The sequence below is a fragment of the Janthinobacterium breve genome, from assembly GCF_051380895.1.
Taxonomy (GTDB): domain Bacteria; phylum Pseudomonadota; class Gammaproteobacteria; order Burkholderiales; family Burkholderiaceae_D; genus Janthinobacterium.
In genome coordinates this window covers 244295-264684 of the sequence record NZ_JBNYXY010000004.1, presented here as the reverse complement: position 1 = coordinate 264684, position 20390 = coordinate 244295, and the positions used below count along the sequence as shown (strand labels likewise).

Here is a 20390-nt window from a genome sequence, read left to right as displayed (position 1 = left end):
CCCCCGGCAAGCGCCACGGCGCGCTGCCACCCCGGCAAGCTCGCTTATAATTGACCGGCATAATTAACCGAAAGACATACGACGCATGACATCTTCAAACACCGCTGGCTCCGCTGGCTCGAAGCCGCCCACCAAGGGCAGCAAACCCAAACGTTTTCTGCTGATGGCGCTGGTATCGCTGCTGGGCCTGGGCATCGTCGGCGTCTTGCTGGTGGTTTTTGGCCTGGCCATGGCCTATCCGAACCTGCCGGCGCTCGATACCTTGACCGATTACAAGCCGAAAATGCCGCTGCGCGTGTTCACGTCCGACAGTGTGCTGATCGGCGAGTTCGGTGAAGAACGGCGCAACATGGTGCACATCAAGGATATTCCCGATGTCATGAAGAAAGCCGTGCTGGCCATCGAAGATGACCGCTTCTATGAACATGGCGGTGTCGACTATCTGGGCATCACCCGCGCGGCCCTGCACAACCTGACGGGCGGCGCCAAGCAAGGCGCCTCGACCATCACGCAGCAGGTGGCGCGCAACTTCTTCCTGTCCAGCGAACAGACCTTGAAGCGCAAGGCGTATGAAGTCTTGCTGGCCTGGAAAATCGAGAAAAACCTCAGCAAGGACCAGATTCTCGAGGTGTATATGAACCAGATTTATCTGGGACAGCGCGCCTACGGTTTCGCCTCGGCCGCGCAAATCTATTTCGGCAAGAATATCCAGGACCTCACCGTGGCCGAAGCGGCCATGCTGGCCGGCTTGCCAAAGGCGCCGTCGGCCTACAATCCCGTTGTCAATCCGAAACGCGCGCGCATGCGCCAGCAATACATCCTGCAGCGCATGGCGCAGCTGGGCTACATCACGCCGGCGCAGTACGAAGAAGCGAAAAATGAAGAGCTGAAAGTAAAAACCGACAGCAGCGCCTTTGGCGTGCACGCGGAATACGTATCGGAAATGGCGCGCCAGCTGGTCTACGAGCAATTCAAGGAAGATACCTACACGCGCGGCCTGAACGTCTACACCACCATCACCAAGGCCGACCAGGACGCTGCCTACATCGCCTTGCGCAAGGGCGTAATGGATTACGAGAAACGCCACGGCTACCGCGGCCCGGAAGCCTACATCGAGATTCCGAAAACCAAGGCTGAAGCGGACGACGCGATCGAAACGGAACTGGCCGACCACCCGGACAGCGACGACATCATCGCCGCCATGGTGCTGCAGGCGTCGCCAAAATCGTTGCAGGCCGTCACGTCGGCCGGCGAGGAAATCACGATCACGGGCCCCGGCCTGACCTTTGGCGCGGCCTGGCTGTCGGAAAAAGCGGCACCGAACCGCCGCATCAAGCGCGGCGCCGTGATCCGCGTCATGCAGGAAAACAACAGCTGGGTCCTGACGCAGATGCCGGAAGTGCAATCGGCGTTTGTGTCGGCCAGCACCAAGGACGGCGCCATCCGCGCCATGGTGGGCGGCTTCGATTACAACCGCAACAAGTTCAACCACGTCACCCAGGCGTGGCGCCAGCCCGGTTCGGCCTTCAAGCCCTTCATCTATTCCGCCTCGCTGGAACGGGGTCTGTCGCCAGCCACCATCATCAACGATGCGCCGATCTCGTTCGACGCGGGCCAGACGGGCGGCCAGGCGTGGGAACCAAAGAACTACGACAGCAAATACGATGGCCCGATGACCATGCGCAAGGGCTTGATGAAATCGAAGAACATGATTTCCATCCGTATCCTGCACAAGATCGGCGCCAAATATGGCCAGGAATACGCGACACGCTTCGGCTTTGATGCAGACAAGAACCCGCCGTACCTGACCCTGGCCCTGGGCGCCGGCAACGTGACGCCGCTGCAGATGGCGGGCGCGTACGCCGTCTTCGCCAACGGCGGCTACAAGATCAACCCGTATTTGATCGCCAAGGTGACCGATAGCGACGGCAATATCCTGTCGCAAGCCAAGCCGGACCTGGCGGGCGAGGAAGCCAACCGCGTCATCGACGAGCGCAATGCCTTCATGATGAACAGCATGCTCAACGACGTCGTGCGCTTCGGCACGGCAAATAAAGCCATGGCCTTGAAGCGTCCTGACCTGGCAGGCAAGACGGGCACCACCAACGATTCCATCGACGCCTGGTTCGCCGGTTACCAGGCCAAGCTGGTGGGCATCGCCTGGATCGGCTACGACCAGCCGCGCAACCTGGGTAACCGGGAAACGGGCGGCGGCCTGGCCTTGCCGATCTGGATCAGTTACATGGCGAAAGCCCTGAAAAGCATTCCCGTCGAGGAGCGCGCCGTGCCGGAAGGCCTGATCCACGTGGGCGACGAGTATTACTACGCGGAAAATCCACCTGGTACGGGCGTAGGCAGCCTGGAAGGCGCGGCGCGCGGCACGCCGGAGGAAGAGAAAGCCAAGGAAGCCGTCAAGAATGAACTCTTCTAAGTTCGTTTGACGCAAAAAGGGCAGCCTGAAGAGGCTGCCCTTTTTTATTGCGCGCGGCTAAAACAATTACTTCAGCACGACGGGCGCGCCCGCCTGCTCGCTGGCCATGGCCGACAGGGCGGCAAACAGTTCCGAGCCGTCGCGCGTGTTGAGCCACTCGTCGCCCACGCGCTTGTAATGAAAACCGCCCGAGCGCGCGGCCACCCACATTTCGCGCATGGGGGCCTGGCTGTTGACGATGATTTTCGTGCCGTTATCGATGAATTCGATTTCCAGCACATTGCCGCTGCGGCTGCATTCGACGTCGAGCACGTCTTCATCGTTCAGCCGGTCCAGCGCCGCCGCGATCTGGGTCAGGGTGGCTTCGGCCAGGGCCAGGAATTCCGATTCGCTCATGCTACACTCCAAAGATCTTAATCAAACCGTGATTCTAATCGTGAAGTCATCCTCAGCGTTTTATATCGGCACCGCCATTGTGGTTTCTAGCGTCCTGGCCGGCTGCGGCCAGCCCGGTCCCCTGTACCTGCCCAAGCCGCCCGCAGCCAAGGGCGCGCCAGCCAAAGGCCCGGTCGAGCCGGCACCGGTGCCACCGCCGCCCGTGATCGTGCCGGCCACCTAAGCCGAGCGCACCGGGGTGGTGGCATGCGCCGCCCCGGCGCTTTTCACACGCTTGTTCCAGGCAAAATAAACACGAATTAACAACAGTAGCGCGACGATACTGCCAAACAGTATCGGTTGCGCGAAATTGTGCTTGCCCGCCTTCATCCACCAGAAGTGCAAAATGCCCAGCGGCGCGATGACATAGATCAAGCGGTGCAGCCACTGCCAGCGCTTGCCCCCGAGGCGCTTGACCATGCCATTCGTGCTCGTCACGGCCAACGGAATCAGCAAGACGAAGGCGATGAAGCCCACCGTGATGAACGGGCGCTTGAGCACATCCTTCCACATTTCCTGCACATCAAAAAAGTGATCGAACCACAGGAAGGTGGTGAAGTGCAGTGTCGCGTAGAAAAACGCGAACAGGCCCAGCATGCGCCGCAGCTTGATCAGCCAATTCCATTGCGTGAAGCGCCGCAAGGGCGTCACCGCCAGGCTGATGCAGAGAAAATACAGGGTCCAGTCACCCGTGCCGCGCGTGATGAATTCCAGCGGCTCCACCAGTTGCCCCGTGTACGTCAGCCAGACCATGCGCGCAAACGGCAGCAGCGCCAGCAGAAAAACCAGGCTTTTGAATAGCGACAATTGTCTCGGCGTGGGGTTGAGGGCCATGGTTTTTCCTTAAAAGAACTTCTTCAGATCCATGCCCGCGTACAAGGAAGCGACATCGTTGTAGCCATTGAACATCAGGGTCTTGCGCTTGCGCGTGAGAAAGCCGTCTTCGCCGATGCGCCGCTCGGAAGCCTGCGACCAGCGCGGATGATCGACGTTCGGGTTCACATTCGAATAAAAACCGTATTCGGACGGGGCCGACAGGTTCCAGGAAGTGCGCGGCGGCTCCTTGACGAAACGGATCTTGACGATGGATTTGGCGGACTTGAAACCATACTTCCAAGGCAACACCATGCGGACGGGCGCGCCGTTCTGGTTCGGCAAGGTTTCCCCATACATGCCCAGGGTCAGCAGCGCCAGCGGATGATTCGCTTCATCGATGCGCAAGCCTTCCGTATAGGGCCACTGCAGCACGCGGCTGCCCACGCCCGGCATTTGCTTCTTGTCGGCCAGGGTGATGAATTCCACATACTTGGCATTGCCCGTCGGCTCGACCTTCTTGATGATTTCCGAGAAGGAATAACCAATCCACGGAATCACCATCGACCAGCCTTCCACGCAGCGCAGCCGGTACACGCGCTCTTCCAGCGGCGCCAGCTTCAGCAGCGCATCGAGATCGAGCGTCATCGGCTTTTTCACTTCGCCTTCGATGCTGACCGTCCACGGCCGCGTGCGCAAGGTGCCCGCGTTTTGTGCGGGTTCGCTCTTGTCCGTGCCGAATTCGTAGAAATTGTTGTAGGTGGTGGCGTCTTTATAGGCCGTCTGCTTTTCCAGCGCCGAGTAGGCAGGATTGAGCTTGGCTGCCAGTTTGGGATTGGTGCCTTGCGCGAACGCTTCGCGGCTGGCCATTTCCAGCAAGGCCGCACTGGACATCGAGCCCAGCGCCACTTGCTTGATGAAGCTGCGGCGCGATTCAAACACGGCGCGCGGCGTAATTTCGGAAGAATACGGCAACTCAATGCCGTTGGGACTGCGCTTGATCAACATGGCGGCTCCGGGAAAAGGTGATTATTTGTACCTTACACCAGTTTTCCCGGGCCGTTCATGACGCTTCTGTCATTAAAGTTTACCGTAAGAATGCAAACCGGAAAGGAACATGTTGACGCCTAAAAACGCAAACGTCGTCACCAGCAAGCCCACCAGCGCCCACCAGGCGGCGACACGGCCGCGCAAGCCCGTCATCAATCGCATGTGCAGCCAGGCTGCATAGTTGAGCCAGACGATCAGCGCCCAGGTTTCTTTCGGGTCCCACGACCAGTAACCGCCCCACGCTTCGGCCGCCCACAGGGCGCCCAGGATGGTCGCTACCGTGAAGAAAGCAAAGCCCACGGAAATGGCCTTGTACATGACGTCGTCGAGCACTTCCAGCGATGGCAGGCGGTCGACCAGGTAGCCGCTCGATTTGAGCAGATACGCCGCCGCCACCATGGCCGACAGGGCGAACGTGCCGTAGCCGATGAAGTTGGCCGGCACGTGGATCTTCATCCACCAGCTTTGCAGGGCCGGCACCAGCGGCTGGATTTCGGCCGCGTCGCGCGTGACCGTGTACCACATCAGGAACACCACGGCCGCCGAAATGACCAGCATGACAAAGGCGCCCAGTTGGCGCGTCGCATAATGCTGCTCGTAGTACAGGTAGAACATGGCCGTGATTAAGGAAAACAGGATGAATACTTCATACAGGTTCGACACGGGAATATGGCCCACGTCAGCGCCGATCAGGTAAGACTCGTACCAGCGCACCAGCATGCCCGTCAGGCCCAGCACCACGCCGGCCCAGCACAGCAGGGAGCCGACGGACGAGCCGAATTCCGAGCGCGCCACCAGGCCGATCCAGTAGAACAGCGTGGACAGCACGAACAGGGTGCCCATCCACAGGATGGCGGATTGGCTCGACAAGATGTATTTCAGGAAGAATTTCTGGTTCGCCATCTCCAGATGGCCGGCGTACAGCTCAATGGCGAACAGCGACAGCACGGCCGCCAGCGGGATCAGCCAGCGCACGGGCTTCCAGTACCAGCCCAGCCAAGCAAACGTGGGCGCCGCTGCCAGCAGGATAGCCTTTTCATAGATATCCATGAAGGCGCCAAAGCGCATCAGGCCGAACAGGGAGGCGGCCAGCAAGCCGGCGCCGTACAGCCAATCGATCAGGCTCAGGCGCTTGAAAAATCCTGGTTCCTGCGTATATATTTGCTTGTTTGCCAATTCCATATTTTCTCCATTCCCGGCGACGCGCAAGCGCCCCAGACACAGCGCAGCTTACGCCGATTGCGGCAGCTTTGCCTTCAAAGTCTCAAATTCTTTTTCAAAATCCAGCGTCTTGCGTTGCGTGCTCATGGCCATCAGGGCCTCGCTGCCGCCTTCGCCATCCTTGATCCACACCCACAGGCGGCGCTCGCGGATATAAAACATGGAAAACACGCCGATCACGAGGAACAGGCAACCGAGGTACACCACACTCTTGCCCGGCGAACGCGTCACTTGCAGCACGGACGCCTTGATTTCCGTGAACTCGTCCAGCTGCAGATACACGGGCGCGCCATAGAAGAAGCTGTCGGACAGCGCATTCGTGGCCAGCTGCAGGAAGCGGCCGTGCTTGTCATCGGCCTCGATGGCTTTCAAGCCATCCTGGGCGCGCGCCGCCTGCCACAAGTCCCACAGGCTGCCATTCAAGATTTTCATGAAGATATCGGCCGCTTTTTCTTGCTCGGCGGCAGGAATTTTCTCCAGGAAACGCGAAATGGCCAGGAAACCGCCCTCTTGCCCATTGCCGGCAAAAATGCCCAAGCTTTTCGCCGCCGATTCCTGCAACTGGCCGCGCAGGGCTTCCGCGCCCGGCTGGGGCATGGCGCGGGCCGCATAGCGCGCAGCGGCCTGCTGGCGCAGCGCCGGATCTTGCAGCGCGGCACGCAAACGCATCCACTCGGTCACGCTGTAATTGTCATCGACGGGAATGCGCAGATAGCTGAACGGGTCGCTGGGGTTGACGCGCATGCCGGCCAGGAACACCGTCGTACCGTCCACGGTGACAGGCTGCATGTAGTTCTGGTATTCGCGCGCCTGGCCCGTCTTGTCGCGCAATTTGTATTGCACCGAAGGACCCACGTTCTTGAGATCCTTGTTATTCGCATTCTTCGCGGCCGAGCCTAGGCGCTTGTCCAGGCCGACGGCAAATTTTTCGTTGAAACTTTCCGCCTTGCTGACGGCGCGCACATCCTGGCCGGCGCTGAGGTTTTCCACATTAAACGGACGGAAAGCCGACCATTCCACCGTGTAGGAATTGCCATCGCTGCGCTCGAGCGGCGTACTGCCACCCACTTCGCCACCGATATCGAAGCGTTTCGTCGTCTTGCCCGTCATGGGGAAACCCGTCAACTTGAGCTTGCTGCCGCCATCCTCAAAGCTGGACTGGTACAGGGCCAGGCCCTTGTAGAGCAGCGGCTGGTTGACTTTGATGGTTGCTGGGAAACTTTCACCCGTGACATGGTCGGTGATGACGACATCGCTGGCAAACAGCTTGGGCATGCCCGTGCTGTAGAAATCGATGTGGAATTTTTTCAGCAGGATGGTGATGGGCAGATCCTGGATCAGCACGCCATCGGCCTGGGGAATGATGGCCGTGTTGCTCGATGAGCCTTCCGGGATCATGGTGTTGCCGCGGAAAGTAGGATTCGACAGGCTCAAACGGTGCTGGGCAGGAATGTCGGCAATCACGCCGCTGCCGGAAAACGGCGTCTTGCCAAAGAACCATTGCTGTACGCGGATCGGCATTTCGGAGTCGAGCAAGCCGCCCACACAGATGATGACGATGGCGCCGTGGGCAAAGATATAGCCCCATTTATTGGCCGCGCCCCGCTTGGCCGCTACCAGGGTGGCGTTGTCCTTCTCGACCACCTTGGCCGCATAGCCGCTGTCTTTCAGGCGCATCACCATCTGCTGTGCCAGTACGGCGCGCGGCAGCGGCGCCTGCCATTCCATCTTGTGATGGAAATTGCGCAAGGATTGCTCGCGCACATTGTCGCGCCAGCTGCGCATGTCCTTGAGCATCTTCGGCGCATTGCGCACGATGCACAGCGAGGTCGAGGCGACCAGGAAACCCATGATCACCAGGAACCACCAGGCCGAATACACGGAATACAGGCTCAGCTTGTCGAAGACGGCGAACCAGAACGGACCGAACTGGTTCACATAATTGGGCATGGGTTCGTTCTGCTTGAGCACGGTGCCGATGATGGAGGCGACAGCGATCAGGGTCAGCAAGCTGATGGCAAAGCGCATCGACGAGACCAGCTCGACGAATTCAGCCAGGCTGCGGCGTTGGGTCTTTAACTCGATTCCGGTCGTGCCTGTGCTCATACGTTGATACTCATACTGGATATGCAATCTTGAGGAAAGTGGCAAGGAGCACAGGATATGTCTGCGCGCAAGGCGGCAGCATACTCCTGTTTGGCCCTGCCATGAAAAAGGGCAGCCTGTTTGAGACGGCCGCCCTTGTTCATGCGCGCTGGTGCGCCTGGCAATCTCTTGCCACTATGAAAACTTACTTCAGGCCGGCGATATAGTCGGCCACGGCGGCGATTTCGTCATCCGACATGCGGGCGGCGATGGTGTGCATTTGCGCACTGTTCTTGCGGGCGTCGGCCTTGGTGCTGCGGAACATGGCCAGCTGGGCCACCGTGTAATCCTGGTGCTGGCCGGCGATGCGCGGATACTGGACGGGAATGCCATTGCCCGTCGCGCCATGACAGCTGGCGCAGGCGGCGATTTGCTTGGAAGCAATGCCACCACGGTAGATTTTCTTGCCCAGGTCAATCGTATCCTTGTTTTTCGCGGCGCCCGGCTTGGACAGCTGCGCGCCCAGGTAGGCGGCAATATTCTTCTTGTCAGCGTCGCTGAGCATCTTGGCATAGGTCGTCATGACGGGCTGATTGCGCTCCGGCGTGGTGAAGTCGACCAGTTGCTTGTAAATATAGCTTTCGTGCTGGCCGGCCAGCTTCGGGTTGACCGTGATGGTCGAATTGCCGGCCGCGCCATGGCAAGACACGCAGGCAGGCAAGCCGCGCGCCATATCTCCATCGGCATACAGGGTGGCGCCCTTGGCGGCATCGGCCTTGACGGCCGGTTTCGGTGCTTCGACCGCGGAAGCAGTTGCCGATACAGCCAGCAAAGCGAGCAGCATGGATTGGACAAACGGTGAAAACGCACGATTCATTCAGGCACCCTGAGACAGTGAGAAATTAGTGGTGGACATTGCCGCGCTCCTGAGATTTTTGCTTTATTTTCAGGGCCGCAAGCCGCATCGCTGCTACGCCGGCAACAATTAACAATCCCTTATTGTACAATAGCTTCTTGGCGTTATCGCTCCCTTATCGCTCCATTTTGTTGCTTTACTACTCCCATGTCAAAACTCTGGCAAGCCCGCTTCTTTACGACCGTCAACCAATTGCGTGACCTGCCCGATACCACGGTGCCGGAAATCGCTTTTGCCGGCCGCTCCAATGCCGGTAAATCGACCGCCATCAACATCTTGTGTAATCAGAAAGGCTTGGCGTTCGCCTCCAAGACACCTGGCCGTACCCAGCACATCAACTACTTCTCCATCGGCGGCGCCCACGTGGCGCAGCACCGCAAGGATGCCACCATCGTCGAAGAGATCGAATGCCTGCTGGTCGACTTGCCCGGCTACGGCTACGCGGAAGTCTCGGGATCGGCCAAATTGCACTGGCAGCGCCTGCTGGGCGACTACGTGCAGCGCCGCGAGCAATTGGCAGGCCTGGTCCTGATCATGGATTCGCGCCGCCCGTTCACCGACCTGGACGTCCAGATGCTGGAATGGTTCGCCCCCACGGGGAAGCCTATCCACTGCATACTGACGAAAGTCGATAAGCTGAACCGCAATGAATCGGTCAACGCGCTGCGCCAGGCGAAAGCCAAGCTCGACAGCTATGTAGATGAAGACGGCGTCGGCTTCCCGTTCACCGTACAACTGTTCTCGGCTCTCAAGCGCGTCGGCATCGACGAAGCCAATGACAAGATCATGGAACTGGCCGGCATCAGCGAAGACGGCGCGGCCCAGATGGTCGAACTGATCGACATGGAAGACGACGTCGAACCGGAAGCGGGAACCGACAAACCGGCTTGATCAAGATCAACACTGCGTAAAAAGAGGCTGCCCGTTCACACGGTGCAGCCTTTTTTATTGCAGCGAGTTCCTAGCGCCGTCCCGGCCCTGGCCGCTTCTCCGAAAAGAATTCCTGGCGCAGGAAGGCAGTCAGCTCGGCCGTGTCTTCCACGCGGGCGCTGAGGTTGACGTTGCGCCCCAGGCGCCGCGATTCCCAGACGAAATCGCCCGGCTTTTCAGCACGGATCAGCTGGATCATCTTCTTGATGATGGCCGATTCGATATCCGGTTCATTGCCCAGTTCGACTTTTTCCTGCTTCAGCCAATTGCGCTTGAAGTTGCCATTCCAGCCCTTGAACTTGACTTCTGCACTGAAGGAGGTCTGGTTGACGATGGAAAACACGCCACCAGAATCCTCGCGGTCACTGCCGGAATTGCGTCCCTGCGCGCCGGCGATATTCGCCTTGGCCACGCGCATGGCGCGGTCGTTCTCGCTTTCCTCGGCCGGCGGCGCAGGATTTTGCGCCTGGCGCTGCTTGCGGCGCTGCTCGATCATCGAGCTCATGTCTTCGGCCGGCGGCGGCGGCAATGGCACTTTCGACACCAGCGGCGGCGTGTACGTCTCCAGTTTCGGCTTGTCGCGCGGCACGTCTTTTGTGACCACGCGCTTGCTCGGGGCCGGCGGCGGTTTTACCTTGGCCACTTTCGTGTCCTTCGGTTTCGGCGTTGGTTTCGGCTGCGGCTTCGGTTGCGGCTTGTCTTTCAGCGGCGCGATGTAGACCATCGCGCTTTCCTTCTTCGGCGGCGGAATCTTTTCAATCTTGTCGCTGCGCAACAGGGCATACGCCGCCAGCAGCACGTGCAGCAAGACGGACACGCCCAGCACAACCTTGCGCATGGTGCTGGTCCTGGACCCGTAGGCCGGTGGTGGCTGGATCACTTGCCCGCAGGTGGGGCAAACGTCGGAATCGGCAGCCAACAAATGGGTCGTGTCATGCAAAATGAATCGTGCTTTCTGTGTAGCGAAGAAATAACATTACAGGGCAGCCATAGTGCCAGAGTCCCTTGCTTTTGGGAACACTTCCTCGGCATTGCCTACCCGAAGCGTACAGGATAGCGACATTCCTTGCAGCGGTATCCAGAGTACCCGAGCCGCCCCTTGACGGTTGTTACCGTATGTATCACTGCCCATACAAAACCGGCGCCCCATTCACACAGGAAGGGGGCGCCGGCCACGGGTCACGCAAGCGCTCAAGCCTTGTTGTCGAGTGCTACCAGTTGCTCGTCCGTCACCGGCCCCGTGCCGCTGTACTTGTCCAGGAATAAATAGATGACGGGGGTGATGAACAGGGTAATGACTTGTGAAAACAATAATCCGCCGACCACGGCCAGGCCCAGCGGCTGGCGCAGCTCGGCGCCGGCGCCCAGGCCCAGGGCGATGGGCAAGGCGCCCATCAGGGCCGCCGCCGACGTCATCATGATGGGGCGGAAACGCAGGATGCAAGCCTGACGGATGGCTTCAGGCGGGCTCATACCCTCGTTACGCTGCGCATGCAGGGCAAAGTCGATCATCATGATGGCGTTTTTCTTGACGATACCGATCAGCATCAAAATACCGATGATGGCGATCATGGTCAGGTCCATGCCGAACAGGCGCAAGGTCAGCAAGGCGCCCACGGCCGCCGACGGCAAGCCGGCCAGGATGGTCAGCGGGTGGATGTAGCTTTCGTACAGGACACCGAGCAGCACATAGATCACGGCCAGCGCGGCGATGATGAGGATGATCTGGCTGGACTGCGAATCCTGGAATACGGCCGCATCGCCGCCGTAGCGCGTGATGATGGAGGCCGGCAAGCTCATTTCCTTGCCCATCACGTCAATCTTGCCCGTGGCGATGCCCAGCGGCACGTCCGGCGCCAGGTTGAAGGCAATCGTGACGGCCTGCAGCTGCCCCTGGTGATTGACGGCCGTGGGACCGATGGTGCGTTCCACATAGGCAATACTCGACAGTTTCACCAGCTCACCCGACTTGCTGCGCACGGACACGCGCGTGAGCGCATCGTCATACTGGCGGTCCGGCGTGGCCGCTTCCAGGATCACGTAATAGCTCGCTGCCGAGGAATAGATGGTCGACACTTGCCGCTCGCCAAAGGCGCTGTACAGGGCCGTGCGGATATCGGACATTTGCACGCCCAGCAGATTGGCCTTGTCGCGGTCGATCCGCAGGGACGCCTGCAAGCCCTTGATCTGCGAATCGCTGGTGACGTCGCGGAAAGCGGGATCGGCACGCATGCCCGCAATAAACTTTTCCGCCCAGTCATTCAAGACATCGGGACTGACGCTTTGCAAGGTGTACTGGTAGCGGCTCTTGCTCTGGCGCCCGCCCAGCTGCAAGTTTTGCACGGGACGGAAATACACGGCCATGCCGGGCACGGCGCTCGTCGCGCGGCGCAGGTTTTCCAGCACCACGGGCATTTTCGGCCGTTCGCTGCGCGGCTTCAGGACCATGAACATGCGGCCCGTGTTACCACCGCCGACGAACGAGGTCACATCCTGTACGCTGGGGTCCGCCTTGAGCACGGCCGCCACGCGGGCTTGCAAGTCCTGCAATGCCGCCGAGGAAATATCCTCCGACGCTTCCGTATTCACCTGGATCTGGCCCAGGTCTTCCTCGGGGAAGAAGCCTTTTGGAATGGTGGCGTACAGCAGCACCGTCAGCGCGAACGTGCACACGGCGATGAACAGGACCACGTTGCGGTGCGCCAGGGCCTTGTCGAGCAGATGCACGTAAGCATTGCGCAATTTCGTGAAACCCGCCTCGAAGTGGCGGCCGATGAAGGACTTTTCGCCATGCGTGGGGTCGCTGTCATTGTGTTCGCGCGTCTCGGCCGGCAGGAAGCGGCTGGCCAGCATCGGCACCAGGGTCAGCGACACGATGGCCGACACGAGGATGGACAGCGAGACGACGACGGCAAACTCGTGGAACAGCAAGCCGATCACGCCCGGCATGAAGAAGATGGGGATGAACACGGCCACCAGCGAGACGGAAATCGAAATGATGGTAAAGCCCATTTCCTTGGCGCCCACCAGGGCCGCCTGGATCGGCTTCTTGCCCATCTCGATATGGCGCACGATGTTTTCCAGCACCACGATGGCATCGTCGACCACCAGGCCCACGGCCAGGGTAATGCCCAGCAGGGAAACGTTGTCGAGGCTATAGCCGAGCCAGTACAGCAGGGCCAGCGCACCGAGCAGTGAAATCGGCATGGTGACGGCCGGAATGAAGGTGGCCGCCGCGCGGTGCAGGAACAGGAAAATCACCAGCACCACCAAGATCACCGTCAGGGCCAGGGTCAGGTTGACGTCGTGAATGGCTTCGCGAATCGAGACGGAACGGTCGTTGACCAGACTGATCTGGATGGAAGCAGGCAATTGCGCCTTGAAACCCGGCAAGAGCTTGCGCACGGCATCGACCACTTGCACCGTATTGGCATCCGGTTGGCGCTGCACCAGCAAGGTGATCGAGCGCTCGCCATTGAAACTGCCGGCCGTCTTGGTCGACTGGAAACTGTCTTCCACCTCGGCCACTTCCTTCAGGCGCACGGGTTGGCCATTGCGCGTGGCGACGATGAGTTCGGCAAAATCGGCCGCCTTCATCATCTGCGGGTTGCCCTGGATGGTCAACGTCTGGCTGGGACCGTCGAGGATGCCCAGCGGCGAATTCGTGTTCGACGCGCGCAGTGCGGTGGCCAGCTCGTCCATGGTCAGGTTGCGCGCGTTCATCAGGTCGGCACGGGCACGCACGCGCACGGCGAAGCGTTTCTGGCCATTCACGCTGACCTGGGCCACGCCAGGCAGGGTCGACAGGCTGGGCGCGATCAGGTTTTCCGCATAATCATTCAGATCCGACAAATTCAGCGATGGCGACGTCATCTGGATGAACAACACGGGCGCATCGGCCGGATTAACCTTGCGGTAGGATGGCAAATCCGTCATTTCCGTGGGCAACTGGCGCTGCGCGCGCAGCAGGGCCGCCTGCACGTCGACAGCGGCCTCGTTGACATTGATGCTGGCGTCAAACTCCAGGGTCAACGAAGTATTGCCCAGGGTACTCGTGGAGGTGATCAGGCTCAAGCCGGCGATGGTGGAAAACTGCTTTTCCAGCGGCAAGGCCACGGAGGAGGCCATGGTATCGGGGCTGGCGCCGGCCAGATCGGCGCTGACGTTGATGACGGGCGTGTTATAGCTCGGCAAAGCCGCCACGGGAATATGGCCATACGCCAGCACGCCGGCCAGGATGATGCTCAGGGACAACAGCACCACCATGACGGGGCGGCGAATGCTCAGTTCGGACAGGTTCATGCTGGCTTGCCTTGCGGTACGACGGCGCCATCGGCGGCCTTGTGTTTTTCCGCCAGGCGCACCTTGCCGCCCGGACGCAGGTTCTGCTTGCCATCGACGATGACTTTTTCATCGCCGTTCAATCCGGTGACGACGGCATTCGGGCCGAACGCATACACGCGGGCAATCTTGCGCACCTTGGCGGTGTTGTCCGCTTCCATCGAATACACGAAGATGCCCGTGGTATTGGTGATGATGGCGTTTTGCGGGATGACCAGCGCATCCTTGAGTGTGCGCACCGTCAGTTGCGTATTCACATACTGACCAGGCCACAGGTCGGTGCCAGCATTATTGAACCGGGCCTTGATCTTGATCACGCCCGTGGCGGGATCGACGGCATTGTCGATAAAGTTCAGTTTGCCATCGAGCTGCTTGCCACCGGCATCGGCCAGCAGCGCCTTGACCGCCACCTCGCCCGCCTTTTGCGCCGCCAGCAAGCCCGACAGACTGCTTTCCGGCAAGGTGAAGACCACATCGATCGGGTCGAGCTGGGTGATGCTGGTCAGGGACGTGGTCGGCTGCACCAGGCTGCCCGCGTAGACGCCGATGGCGCCCACGCGGCCCCCCTGCGGCGCACGCAGGATGGTGTAGCTGGAGTCGACCTGGGCGGCGCGCAAGGCGGCCTGGTCGGCGGCCAGCAAGGCGCGTGCCGCATCGAGCTGGCTTTGCAGGGTATCTACGGCGCCCTGGGCGATGAAGTTCTTGCTCAGCAAATCCTGGCTGCGCTTGAGTTGGCGTTCGAGGTCCAGCACCGAGGCGCGGTCGCGCAAGACTTGCGCCTGCGCCTTGTCGACGTTCGCGTGCTCGCTGCGGGCGTCCAGCGTGAACATCAGCTCGCCCTGTTTGACGAACTGGCCTTCGCGGATGTGCACCTTGGTAATCGTACTGGTCGTCTGCGGATGCAGGTCGACGCTGCTGATCGGCATCACGCTGCCATTGGCTTGCAACACCATCGGCACATCCTGGCGCAGCGGCGCGACCACGCTCACCGTCGTCGGTCCCTGCCCGCCCTTGCCCCCTTTGCCATCCTGCCCACCGGCCGCCACGCCGGACTGATGATTGAAATACCAGATACCGCCACCGATACACAGGGCCGCACCCACGAGGATTGCCAGGCTAGTCTTTTTCATTGTTCTGTCATGCTGTTGCAGCGCAGGGCTGCAGGTTGAATGTAGTTGCCAGGGGGAATAAAGCACAATATTGTCGCACGGAAATGCTCACTTTCCAGCGTAATACTCTGGCACGATCAGGGTAACTTCCAGTCCACCGTCGACATGATTGGCCAGCAAAACCGTGGCGCCATGCTGCTCGGCGATGTTGCGCGCGATGGTCAGACCCAGACCCGTGCCGCCCGATTCGCGCGAACGCGAGGTTTCGATGCGGTAAAACGGTTCGAATACCTTGGCCAGTTGATCTGGCGCAATACCCGGTCCGCCGTCGCGGATGAGGATACGGGCCGTGCCGGCGATGCGCTCGACGGTTACCTGCGCGTACAGACCATATTTGACGGCATTGTCGATCAAGTTCACCAGGCAGCGCCGCATGGCGATGGGACGGGCCATCAAAGCCATGCTGGCCTGCCCGGCCAGGGTCACATTCTGGCCGGCATCGGCCGCGTCCGAACAGACGCTGTCGAGCAGGGAGTCGAGATCGAGTGCCTGCATCGCCTCCGTGCTATCCATCGAGCGGGCCAGGTCCAGCCCTTCCTTGACCATGCTCTGCATGGCCGACAGGTCACCCACCAGGCGCTCATACAACTCTGTATCGGCCACTTTTTCCAGGCGCAGGCGCAAGCGTGTCAGCGGCGTTTGCAAATCATGCGTGATGGCAGCCAGCATTTGTGTACGTTGGGAAATGTGCTGACGTATGCGCGCCTGCATGGCATTGAAGGCGGCGCTGGCCTGGCGGATCTCGCTGGCCCCCGACAAGGTCAGCGGCGGATGGTTGATGTCGTTACCCAGGTCTTTCGCCGCCTGCGCCAATTGCTTGAGCGGGCGCATGGTCATGCGCGTGACCAGGTAAGCGAGGATGGCGATGCTGATCAGGAAAGGCAGCAGCGTCATCCAGTCGTTATGTTCATTGAACGGCGGTTGCTGGCGTGGCGGCAAGACCATCAGGCGCAGCACGTGGCCGTCCTGCATGCGCACGTCGAGGTTTTCACAGGTACCGCCCCATGGCTTGGCGCCGAACATGCCCGGCGACTGGCGCGGCTGGATGCAGGCGGCCGGGCGTTCAGCCAGCGCGCTGACCTTGAAACCCTCGCCCAGCTTGGCTTGCAGGGCGCTGGAAAATTCCGTCGGCGCGCCGGGTGCGTGCTCCGTCGCGGGACGCAGTTCCAGGCGCACACTCCCCTTGTTGGCCACTTTCAGGTAAGCGGCGCGCGAGGCCAGCGGCACCACGTCGGCCGCCATCACCAGCTGCTCGGCCCGCTCGACGGCGTGGTAGTCGCGGTATTGCTCGATGGCACGCTGGCGTTCGCCCACGGCCAGCCACTGCGTCAGCGCGGCCGAAGCGACGATGCCGATCAGCAGAAACATGAATACGCGGCCCGTCATCGACCCCAGAAAGGCCTTCACGCGTGCGGCTCCACATTGACCTGGCCGGCCAGCACGTAGCCGCCATTGCGCACAGTCTTGATGATTTGCGGCAAACGGGCATCTTCACCGAGTTTTTGCCGCAGGCGGCTGATCTGGATATCGATCGAACGGTCGAACGGGTCGGCGTCGCGTCCCTGCGTCAGGTTCAGCAACTGGTCGCGGTTGAGCACGCGGTTCGGGTGTTCCAGGAACACGCGCAGCAAACGGAATTCCGCGCCCGACAGCATGATCACCAGGCCGCTGGGATTGAGCAGGTGGCGCGCCGTCAAGTCCAGGGTCCAGCCGGAAAAGCGGATTTGCTGCGCCTTGTCCGACGGCACGTTCGACGGCATGGCATGGCTGCGGCGCAACACGCTGCGTATGCGCGCCAGCAGTTCACGGGGCTCGAACGGTTTCGGTAAATAATCGTCGGCGCCCATTTCCAGGCCCAGGATGCGGTCCAGCGGTTCATTGCGCGCCGTCAACATAATCACCGGCACCGTCGATTGGGCACGCAGTTTGCGGCACAAGGTCAGGCCGTCGTCGCCAGGCAGGTTCAAATCGAGCACGATCAGGTCGGGCCGCGTTTCATCGAGAATTTTCCACATGGCCGTGCCATCTGCCGCGCCCAGGGTGCGGTAGGCGTTCGTTTCCAGGTAGTCCGCCAGCAAGCTGCGGATGTCGCGGTCATCGTCGACGATGAGAATTGTAGAAGTGGGTTCCATGGTACGAATTATCCCCACTTCCCCCACCCTTGCACAGCGCATTTGTATCGTCTTGTATATAGGAGACCCGAAGAAACATATAGATACAAACTGCCGGGCAGCGGACACTTCGGGGAAACATGGCACGTCCAACATGGATTCATGTGCAGCAACATGTACATCCCTCATCTTTTACAAAGGAATCCAGATGAACGCCTCAATGACAACCTTGCGCAAGAATCTGATCATCGCCATGAGCGTACTCGGCATGGGTGCGGCATCGCTGACCGTCCACGCCCAGGAAGCGGCCGCCAGCGCGCCTGCCGCCAGCAGCAAGATGCAACATGATGGCCACCGCGGCGGCAACCCTGCCGAGCGCATGGCCAAATACCAGGCCCGTCTGCACGACAAGCTGAAGCTGACAGCCGCGCAGGAACCGGCCTGGGCCACTTTCACGGCCGCCAATGCGCCGAAAAAACCGATGGGCGACTGGAAGGCCAAGCGCGAAGCGATGGCCAAGCTGTCGGCGCCGGAACGCATGGAACAATGGATCGCCATGTCGAAGGAACGCATCGCCGGACAGGAAAGCCGTTTGGCCTCGCTGAAAACCTTCTATGCCGTGCTGACGCCGGAGCAAAAAAAAGTGTTTGACGACAGCGTGCCTGGCGGCAAGCACGGTGGCCACCGCGGTGCTCACCACGGCATGCAGGAGCATCCCAAAGCGGGTTAAGTCTTAGCGGTACGCAAGAAGTGAAAAAGCCTGCAATGCAGGCTTTTTCTTATTGACGAGACAAGTAAACGCTTACTGTCCCTCGAGCTTGCGCAATGACGTCAAGAAAGTTGATGCATTCTGGAAACCGATCACGCGCGACTGGGCAATCTCCTGCCCCTGCGGGTTGAACATGATGATGCCAGGCGGGCCGAACAGCTGGAAACGCTTCAGCATGGCCTTGTCGTCGGCGTCATTGGCCGTCACGTCCACTTGCAGCAACACGGCTTGCCCCATCTTCTCGCGCACGGCGGGATCGACAAAGGTCAGCTTTTCCATTTCGATGCAAGACACGCACCAGTCCGCATAAAAGTCCAGCAAGGCCGGCTTGCCATTGAGCCGCGCCAGCGCCGCGTCGAGCTGCGCCACGGTTTTCACGCGCGTAAACGGCTGCGCGTGTACCTGGCCACCGCCCAGGTGCGCCAGCGGCGCCAGCGGGTCGCGGCCACCGCTGGCCACGCCGACCAGTTGCAGCACGCCCAGCACGGCAAACACCAGGCCGAAGGCCTTGGCCACCCAGGCGTTCTTCGCGCCACTCTTGCCCACCAGCAGATACATGCCGTAACCGACGAACAGCACCGTCCAACCCAGCATCTGCACGGCACCCGGCAGCACGGGCGAAACCAGCCACCAGGCCACGCCCAGTTGCAGCACGCCAAAGAAGCGCTTGACGGCGTCCATCCAGGCACCGGCACGGGGCAGCAAGGTGCCGGCCGAAACACCCACCAACAGCAAGGGCACGCTCATGCCCACGGCCATGGCGAACAGTGCGCTGCCGCCGATGACGACGTCGCGCGTCTGGCTGATGTACAGCAAGGCGCCGGCCAGCGGCGCGGCCACGCATGGCCCCACGATCAGGGCGGAAATGGCGCCCATGACGAACACGCCCGCCAGGCGGCCCGAAGACTGCTGGTTCGACACGGACGTCAGCTTGCCTTGCAGGAAAGCCGGCACTTGCAACTCATAAAAGCCGAACATCGACAGCGCGAGACCCGCCATCAGCAAGGCGAAAAAGCCCAGCACCCACGGATTTTGCAGCTTGGCCGCCAGGCCTTCGCCCGCCAGGCCGGCCGCTACGCCCAGCGCCGTGTAGACGATGGCCATGCCCAGCGCGTACGTCAGCGACAACAGCAAGCCACGCGAGCGGCTGACCTTGGCGCCATCGCCGATGATGATCGACGACAAAATCGGCACCATCGGCAGCACGCACGGGGTGAACGCCAGCCCCAGGCCCAGCAACATGAACAGGGGCACGATGACCAGCAGCTTGCCGCCCTTCAGGGCCGATTCGATCTTGCCCAGCTCGTTTTGCGCCGGCGCAGGAGCCACCACCACGGGCGCCACCGCCACCGGGTCGGGCGTGGCCGTGATATCGGGATTGGCGATACTCATCACGGACACCCCAGGCGACGCTTGCGCCTGCGGGCCGTTGACGGCCGCCGTGTCGACTGCTGGCGCGGCCGGCAAGGCGAACTTCGATGCCACGCCGCCAGGCGCCATGCTCTGGCCGCCGCCACCACCCACCAGCTGGGCCGTGGCATCCTGCGGCGCATAGCACAGGCCCTTGTCAGAACAACCCTGTCCCGTCGCCTTCAGGGTGAAGGCGCCAGCGGCCTGCACGGGAATCGTGATGGTGAGGGTCTTGCGGAACGTTTCCACGTCCTTCTGGAAGGTCTCGTCGAACTTGACCTTGCCGGCCGGATACACGGGCGTGCCCAGCTTGGCACCCACGGCGTCGAACTTGAAGCGCTCGTGGTACATATAGTAACCATCGGCAATCACATAGGTGACGGCAATGGTGGACGGGTCCTGCATGCGGGCGGAAAACTTGAACGCCAGTTCGGGATCGAGGAATTCATCGTCGGCACGGGCATGGCCGGCGCCAAAAACGGCGACCAACAGGAAGAAACAGGCAGCAAACCAAATAAGCAATGGATGGCGTGGCGCGGCGCGCGCAGTGGCGCTGGAGGGGAAACGGGACATGAACTACCTTTTCGACCATTCGACAGAGGACGCGCGGAGCAGGCAGCGCTTGTGCCGGGCCGGCGCGAAAGGAGAATAGTACACTGCGGTAGGAATGGCTGCAGCAGAAAACAAAAAAGCCAGGCTAGGCCTGGCT

Annotated in this window: 16 protein-coding genes; 4 read left to right on the top strand and 12 right to left on the bottom strand. The window is 60.8% G+C overall.

Annotation, left to right across the window (positions count from 1 at the left end; genetic code table 11):
• Nucleotides 1-85: 85 nt before the first annotated feature.
• Complete coding sequence (locus tag ACQ4W0_RS09225; protein ID WP_436576455.1) at nucleotides 86-2431, top strand: penicillin-binding protein 1A; 2346 nt, start codon at nucleotides 86-88, stop codon at nucleotides 2429-2431.
• 66 nt (nucleotides 2432-2497) lie between these two features.
• On the opposite strand, the gene cyaY is transcribed toward ACQ4W0_RS09225, so the two are convergent.
• A complete protein-coding gene (gene cyaY, locus ACQ4W0_RS09220; protein WP_436576454.1) occupies nucleotides 2498-2827 on the bottom strand; it encodes an iron donor protein CyaY in 330 nt (109 codons plus the stop codon).
• A gap of 40 nt (nucleotides 2828-2867) precedes the next feature.
• Between cyaY and lptM the strand changes: the two genes are divergently transcribed.
• Entirely contained in the window at nucleotides 2868-3050 is a 183-nt protein-coding gene (lptM, locus tag ACQ4W0_RS09215; RefSeq protein ID WP_034778304.1) for an LPS translocon maturation chaperone LptM, read from the top strand.
• On the opposite strand, the gene msrQ is transcribed toward lptM, so the two are convergent.
• The 5 genes from msrQ to ACQ4W0_RS09190 form a co-directional block, all read right to left on the bottom strand.
• Nucleotides 3047-3700, bottom strand: a complete 654-nt coding sequence (gene msrQ, locus ACQ4W0_RS09210) for a protein-methionine-sulfoxide reductase heme-binding subunit MsrQ (RefSeq protein WP_436576453.1) — start codon at nucleotides 3698-3700, stop codon at nucleotides 3047-3049. The two genes, lptM and msrQ, sit on opposite strands and share 4 nt — an antisense overlap.
• Before the next feature lie 9 nt (nucleotides 3701-3709).
• Nucleotides 3710-4687 (bottom strand): protein-methionine-sulfoxide reductase catalytic subunit MsrP, encoded by a 978-nt coding sequence (gene msrP / locus ACQ4W0_RS09205; protein WP_436576452.1) that lies wholly within the window; start codon nucleotides 4685-4687, stop codon nucleotides 3710-3712.
• A gap of 72 nt (nucleotides 4688-4759) precedes the next feature.
• The gene (ccsB, locus tag ACQ4W0_RS09200) at nucleotides 4760-5911 is read right to left on the bottom strand and encodes a c-type cytochrome biogenesis protein CcsB (RefSeq protein ID WP_436576451.1); all 1152 of its coding nucleotides are present in this window, start codon (nucleotides 5909-5911) and stop codon (nucleotides 4760-4762) included.
• 48 nt (nucleotides 5912-5959) lie between these two features.
• Complete coding sequence (locus ACQ4W0_RS09195; RefSeq protein WP_436576450.1) at nucleotides 5960-8056, bottom strand: cytochrome c biogenesis protein ResB; 2097 nt, start codon at nucleotides 8054-8056, stop codon at nucleotides 5960-5962.
• A 184-nt stretch (nucleotides 8057-8240) separates the two neighbouring features.
• On the bottom strand, nucleotides 8241-8912 hold the full coding sequence (locus tag ACQ4W0_RS09190; protein ID WP_436576449.1) for a c-type cytochrome: 672 nt from the start codon (nucleotides 8910-8912) through the stop codon (nucleotides 8241-8243).
• A gap of 186 nt (nucleotides 8913-9098) precedes the next feature.
• On the opposite strand from ACQ4W0_RS09190, the gene yihA reads away from it, so the two are divergent.
• Nucleotides 9099-9842 carry a ribosome biogenesis GTP-binding protein YihA/YsxC gene (gene yihA / locus ACQ4W0_RS09185; protein WP_071079761.1) on the top strand — a complete coding sequence of 248 codons (744 nt, stop codon included), beginning with the start codon at nucleotides 9099-9101 and terminating at the stop codon, nucleotides 9840-9842.
• Between the two features lie 70 nt (nucleotides 9843-9912).
• Here yihA and ACQ4W0_RS09180 read toward each other — a convergent pair whose 3' ends face one another.
• From ACQ4W0_RS09180 to ACQ4W0_RS09160, 5 genes are all read right to left on the bottom strand, one after another.
• Nucleotides 9913-10719: a hypothetical protein gene (locus ACQ4W0_RS09180; RefSeq protein ID WP_436576448.1), complete on the bottom strand. Its 807-nt coding sequence runs from the start codon at nucleotides 10717-10719 to the stop codon at nucleotides 9913-9915.
• Between the two features lie 353 nt (nucleotides 10720-11072).
• Nucleotides 11073-14183 carry an efflux RND transporter permease subunit gene (locus tag ACQ4W0_RS09175; RefSeq protein WP_436576447.1) on the bottom strand — a complete coding sequence of 1037 codons (3111 nt, stop codon included), beginning with the start codon at nucleotides 14181-14183 and terminating at the stop codon, nucleotides 11073-11075.
• Complete coding sequence (locus ACQ4W0_RS09170) at nucleotides 14180-15352, bottom strand: efflux RND transporter periplasmic adaptor subunit (protein ID WP_436576446.1); 1173 nt, start codon at nucleotides 15350-15352, stop codon at nucleotides 14180-14182. The genes ACQ4W0_RS09175 and ACQ4W0_RS09170 overlap by 4 nt, the downstream gene beginning before the upstream one ends.
• An 87-nt stretch (nucleotides 15353-15439) precedes the next feature.
• Nucleotides 15440-16798 (bottom strand): ATP-binding protein, encoded by a 1359-nt coding sequence (locus ACQ4W0_RS09165; RefSeq protein ID WP_436576445.1) that lies wholly within the window; start codon nucleotides 16796-16798, stop codon nucleotides 15440-15442.
• A complete protein-coding gene (locus ACQ4W0_RS09160; RefSeq protein WP_034753223.1) occupies nucleotides 16795-17523 on the bottom strand; it encodes a response regulator in 729 nt (242 codons plus the stop codon). Before ACQ4W0_RS09160 ends, ACQ4W0_RS09165 begins: the two co-directional genes overlap by 4 nt.
• Before the next feature lie 187 nt (nucleotides 17524-17710).
• On the opposite strand from ACQ4W0_RS09160, the gene ACQ4W0_RS09155 reads away from it, so the two are divergent.
• Nucleotides 17711-18232, top strand: coding sequence for a Spy/CpxP family protein refolding chaperone (locus tag ACQ4W0_RS09155; RefSeq protein ID WP_436576444.1), 522 nt, complete (start codon nucleotides 17711-17713; stop codon nucleotides 18230-18232).
• 72 nt (nucleotides 18233-18304) lie between these two features.
• Here ACQ4W0_RS09155 and dsbD read toward each other — a convergent pair whose 3' ends face one another.
• Nucleotides 18305-20254, bottom strand: a complete 1950-nt coding sequence (gene dsbD / locus ACQ4W0_RS09150; protein ID WP_436576443.1) for a protein-disulfide reductase DsbD — start codon at nucleotides 20252-20254, stop codon at nucleotides 18305-18307.
• Between the last annotated feature and the right edge of the window lie 136 nt (nucleotides 20255-20390).

Coding starts and splice junctions, on each gene's coding strand:
- dsbD (WP_436576443.1), bottom strand. CDS start 20,254: ATGTCCCGTTTCCCCTCCAGCGCCACTGCGCGCGCCGCGCCACGCCAT.
- ACQ4W0_RS09225 (WP_436576455.1), top strand. CDS start 86: ATGACATCTTCAAACACCGCTGGCTCCGCTGGCTCGAAGCCGCCCACC.
- msrQ (WP_436576453.1), bottom strand. CDS start 3,700: ATGGCCCTCAACCCCACGCCGAGACAATTGTCGCTATTCAAAAGCCTG.
- ACQ4W0_RS09160 (WP_034753223.1), bottom strand. CDS start 17,523: ATGGAACCCACTTCTACAATTCTCATCGTCGACGATGACCGCGACATC.
- ACQ4W0_RS09195 (WP_436576450.1), bottom strand. CDS start 8,056: ATGAGCACAGGCACGACCGGAATCGAGTTAAAGACCCAACGCCGCAGC.
- ACQ4W0_RS09170 (WP_436576446.1), bottom strand. CDS start 15,352: ATGAAAAAGACTAGCCTGGCAATCCTCGTGGGTGCGGCCCTGTGTATC.
- cyaY (WP_436576454.1), bottom strand. CDS start 2,827: ATGAGCGAATCGGAATTCCTGGCCCTGGCCGAAGCCACCCTGACCCAG.
- ACQ4W0_RS09190 (WP_436576449.1), bottom strand. CDS start 8,912: ATGAATCGTGCGTTTTCACCGTTTGTCCAATCCATGCTGCTCGCTTTG.
- msrP (WP_436576452.1), bottom strand. CDS start 4,687: ATGTTGATCAAGCGCAGTCCCAACGGCATTGAGTTGCCGTATTCTTCC.
- ACQ4W0_RS09180 (WP_436576448.1), bottom strand. CDS start 10,719: ATGCGCAAGGTTGTGCTGGGCGTGTCCGTCTTGCTGCACGTGCTGCTG.
- ccsB (WP_436576451.1), bottom strand. CDS start 5,911: ATGGAATTGGCAAACAAGCAAATATATACGCAGGAACCAGGATTTTTC.
- ACQ4W0_RS09155 (WP_436576444.1), top strand. CDS start 17,711: ATGAACGCCTCAATGACAACCTTGCGCAAGAATCTGATCATCGCCATG.
- yihA (WP_071079761.1), top strand. CDS start 9,099: ATGTCAAAACTCTGGCAAGCCCGCTTCTTTACGACCGTCAACCAATTG.
- ACQ4W0_RS09175 (WP_436576447.1), bottom strand. CDS start 14,183: ATGAACCTGTCCGAACTGAGCATTCGCCGCCCCGTCATGGTGGTGCTG.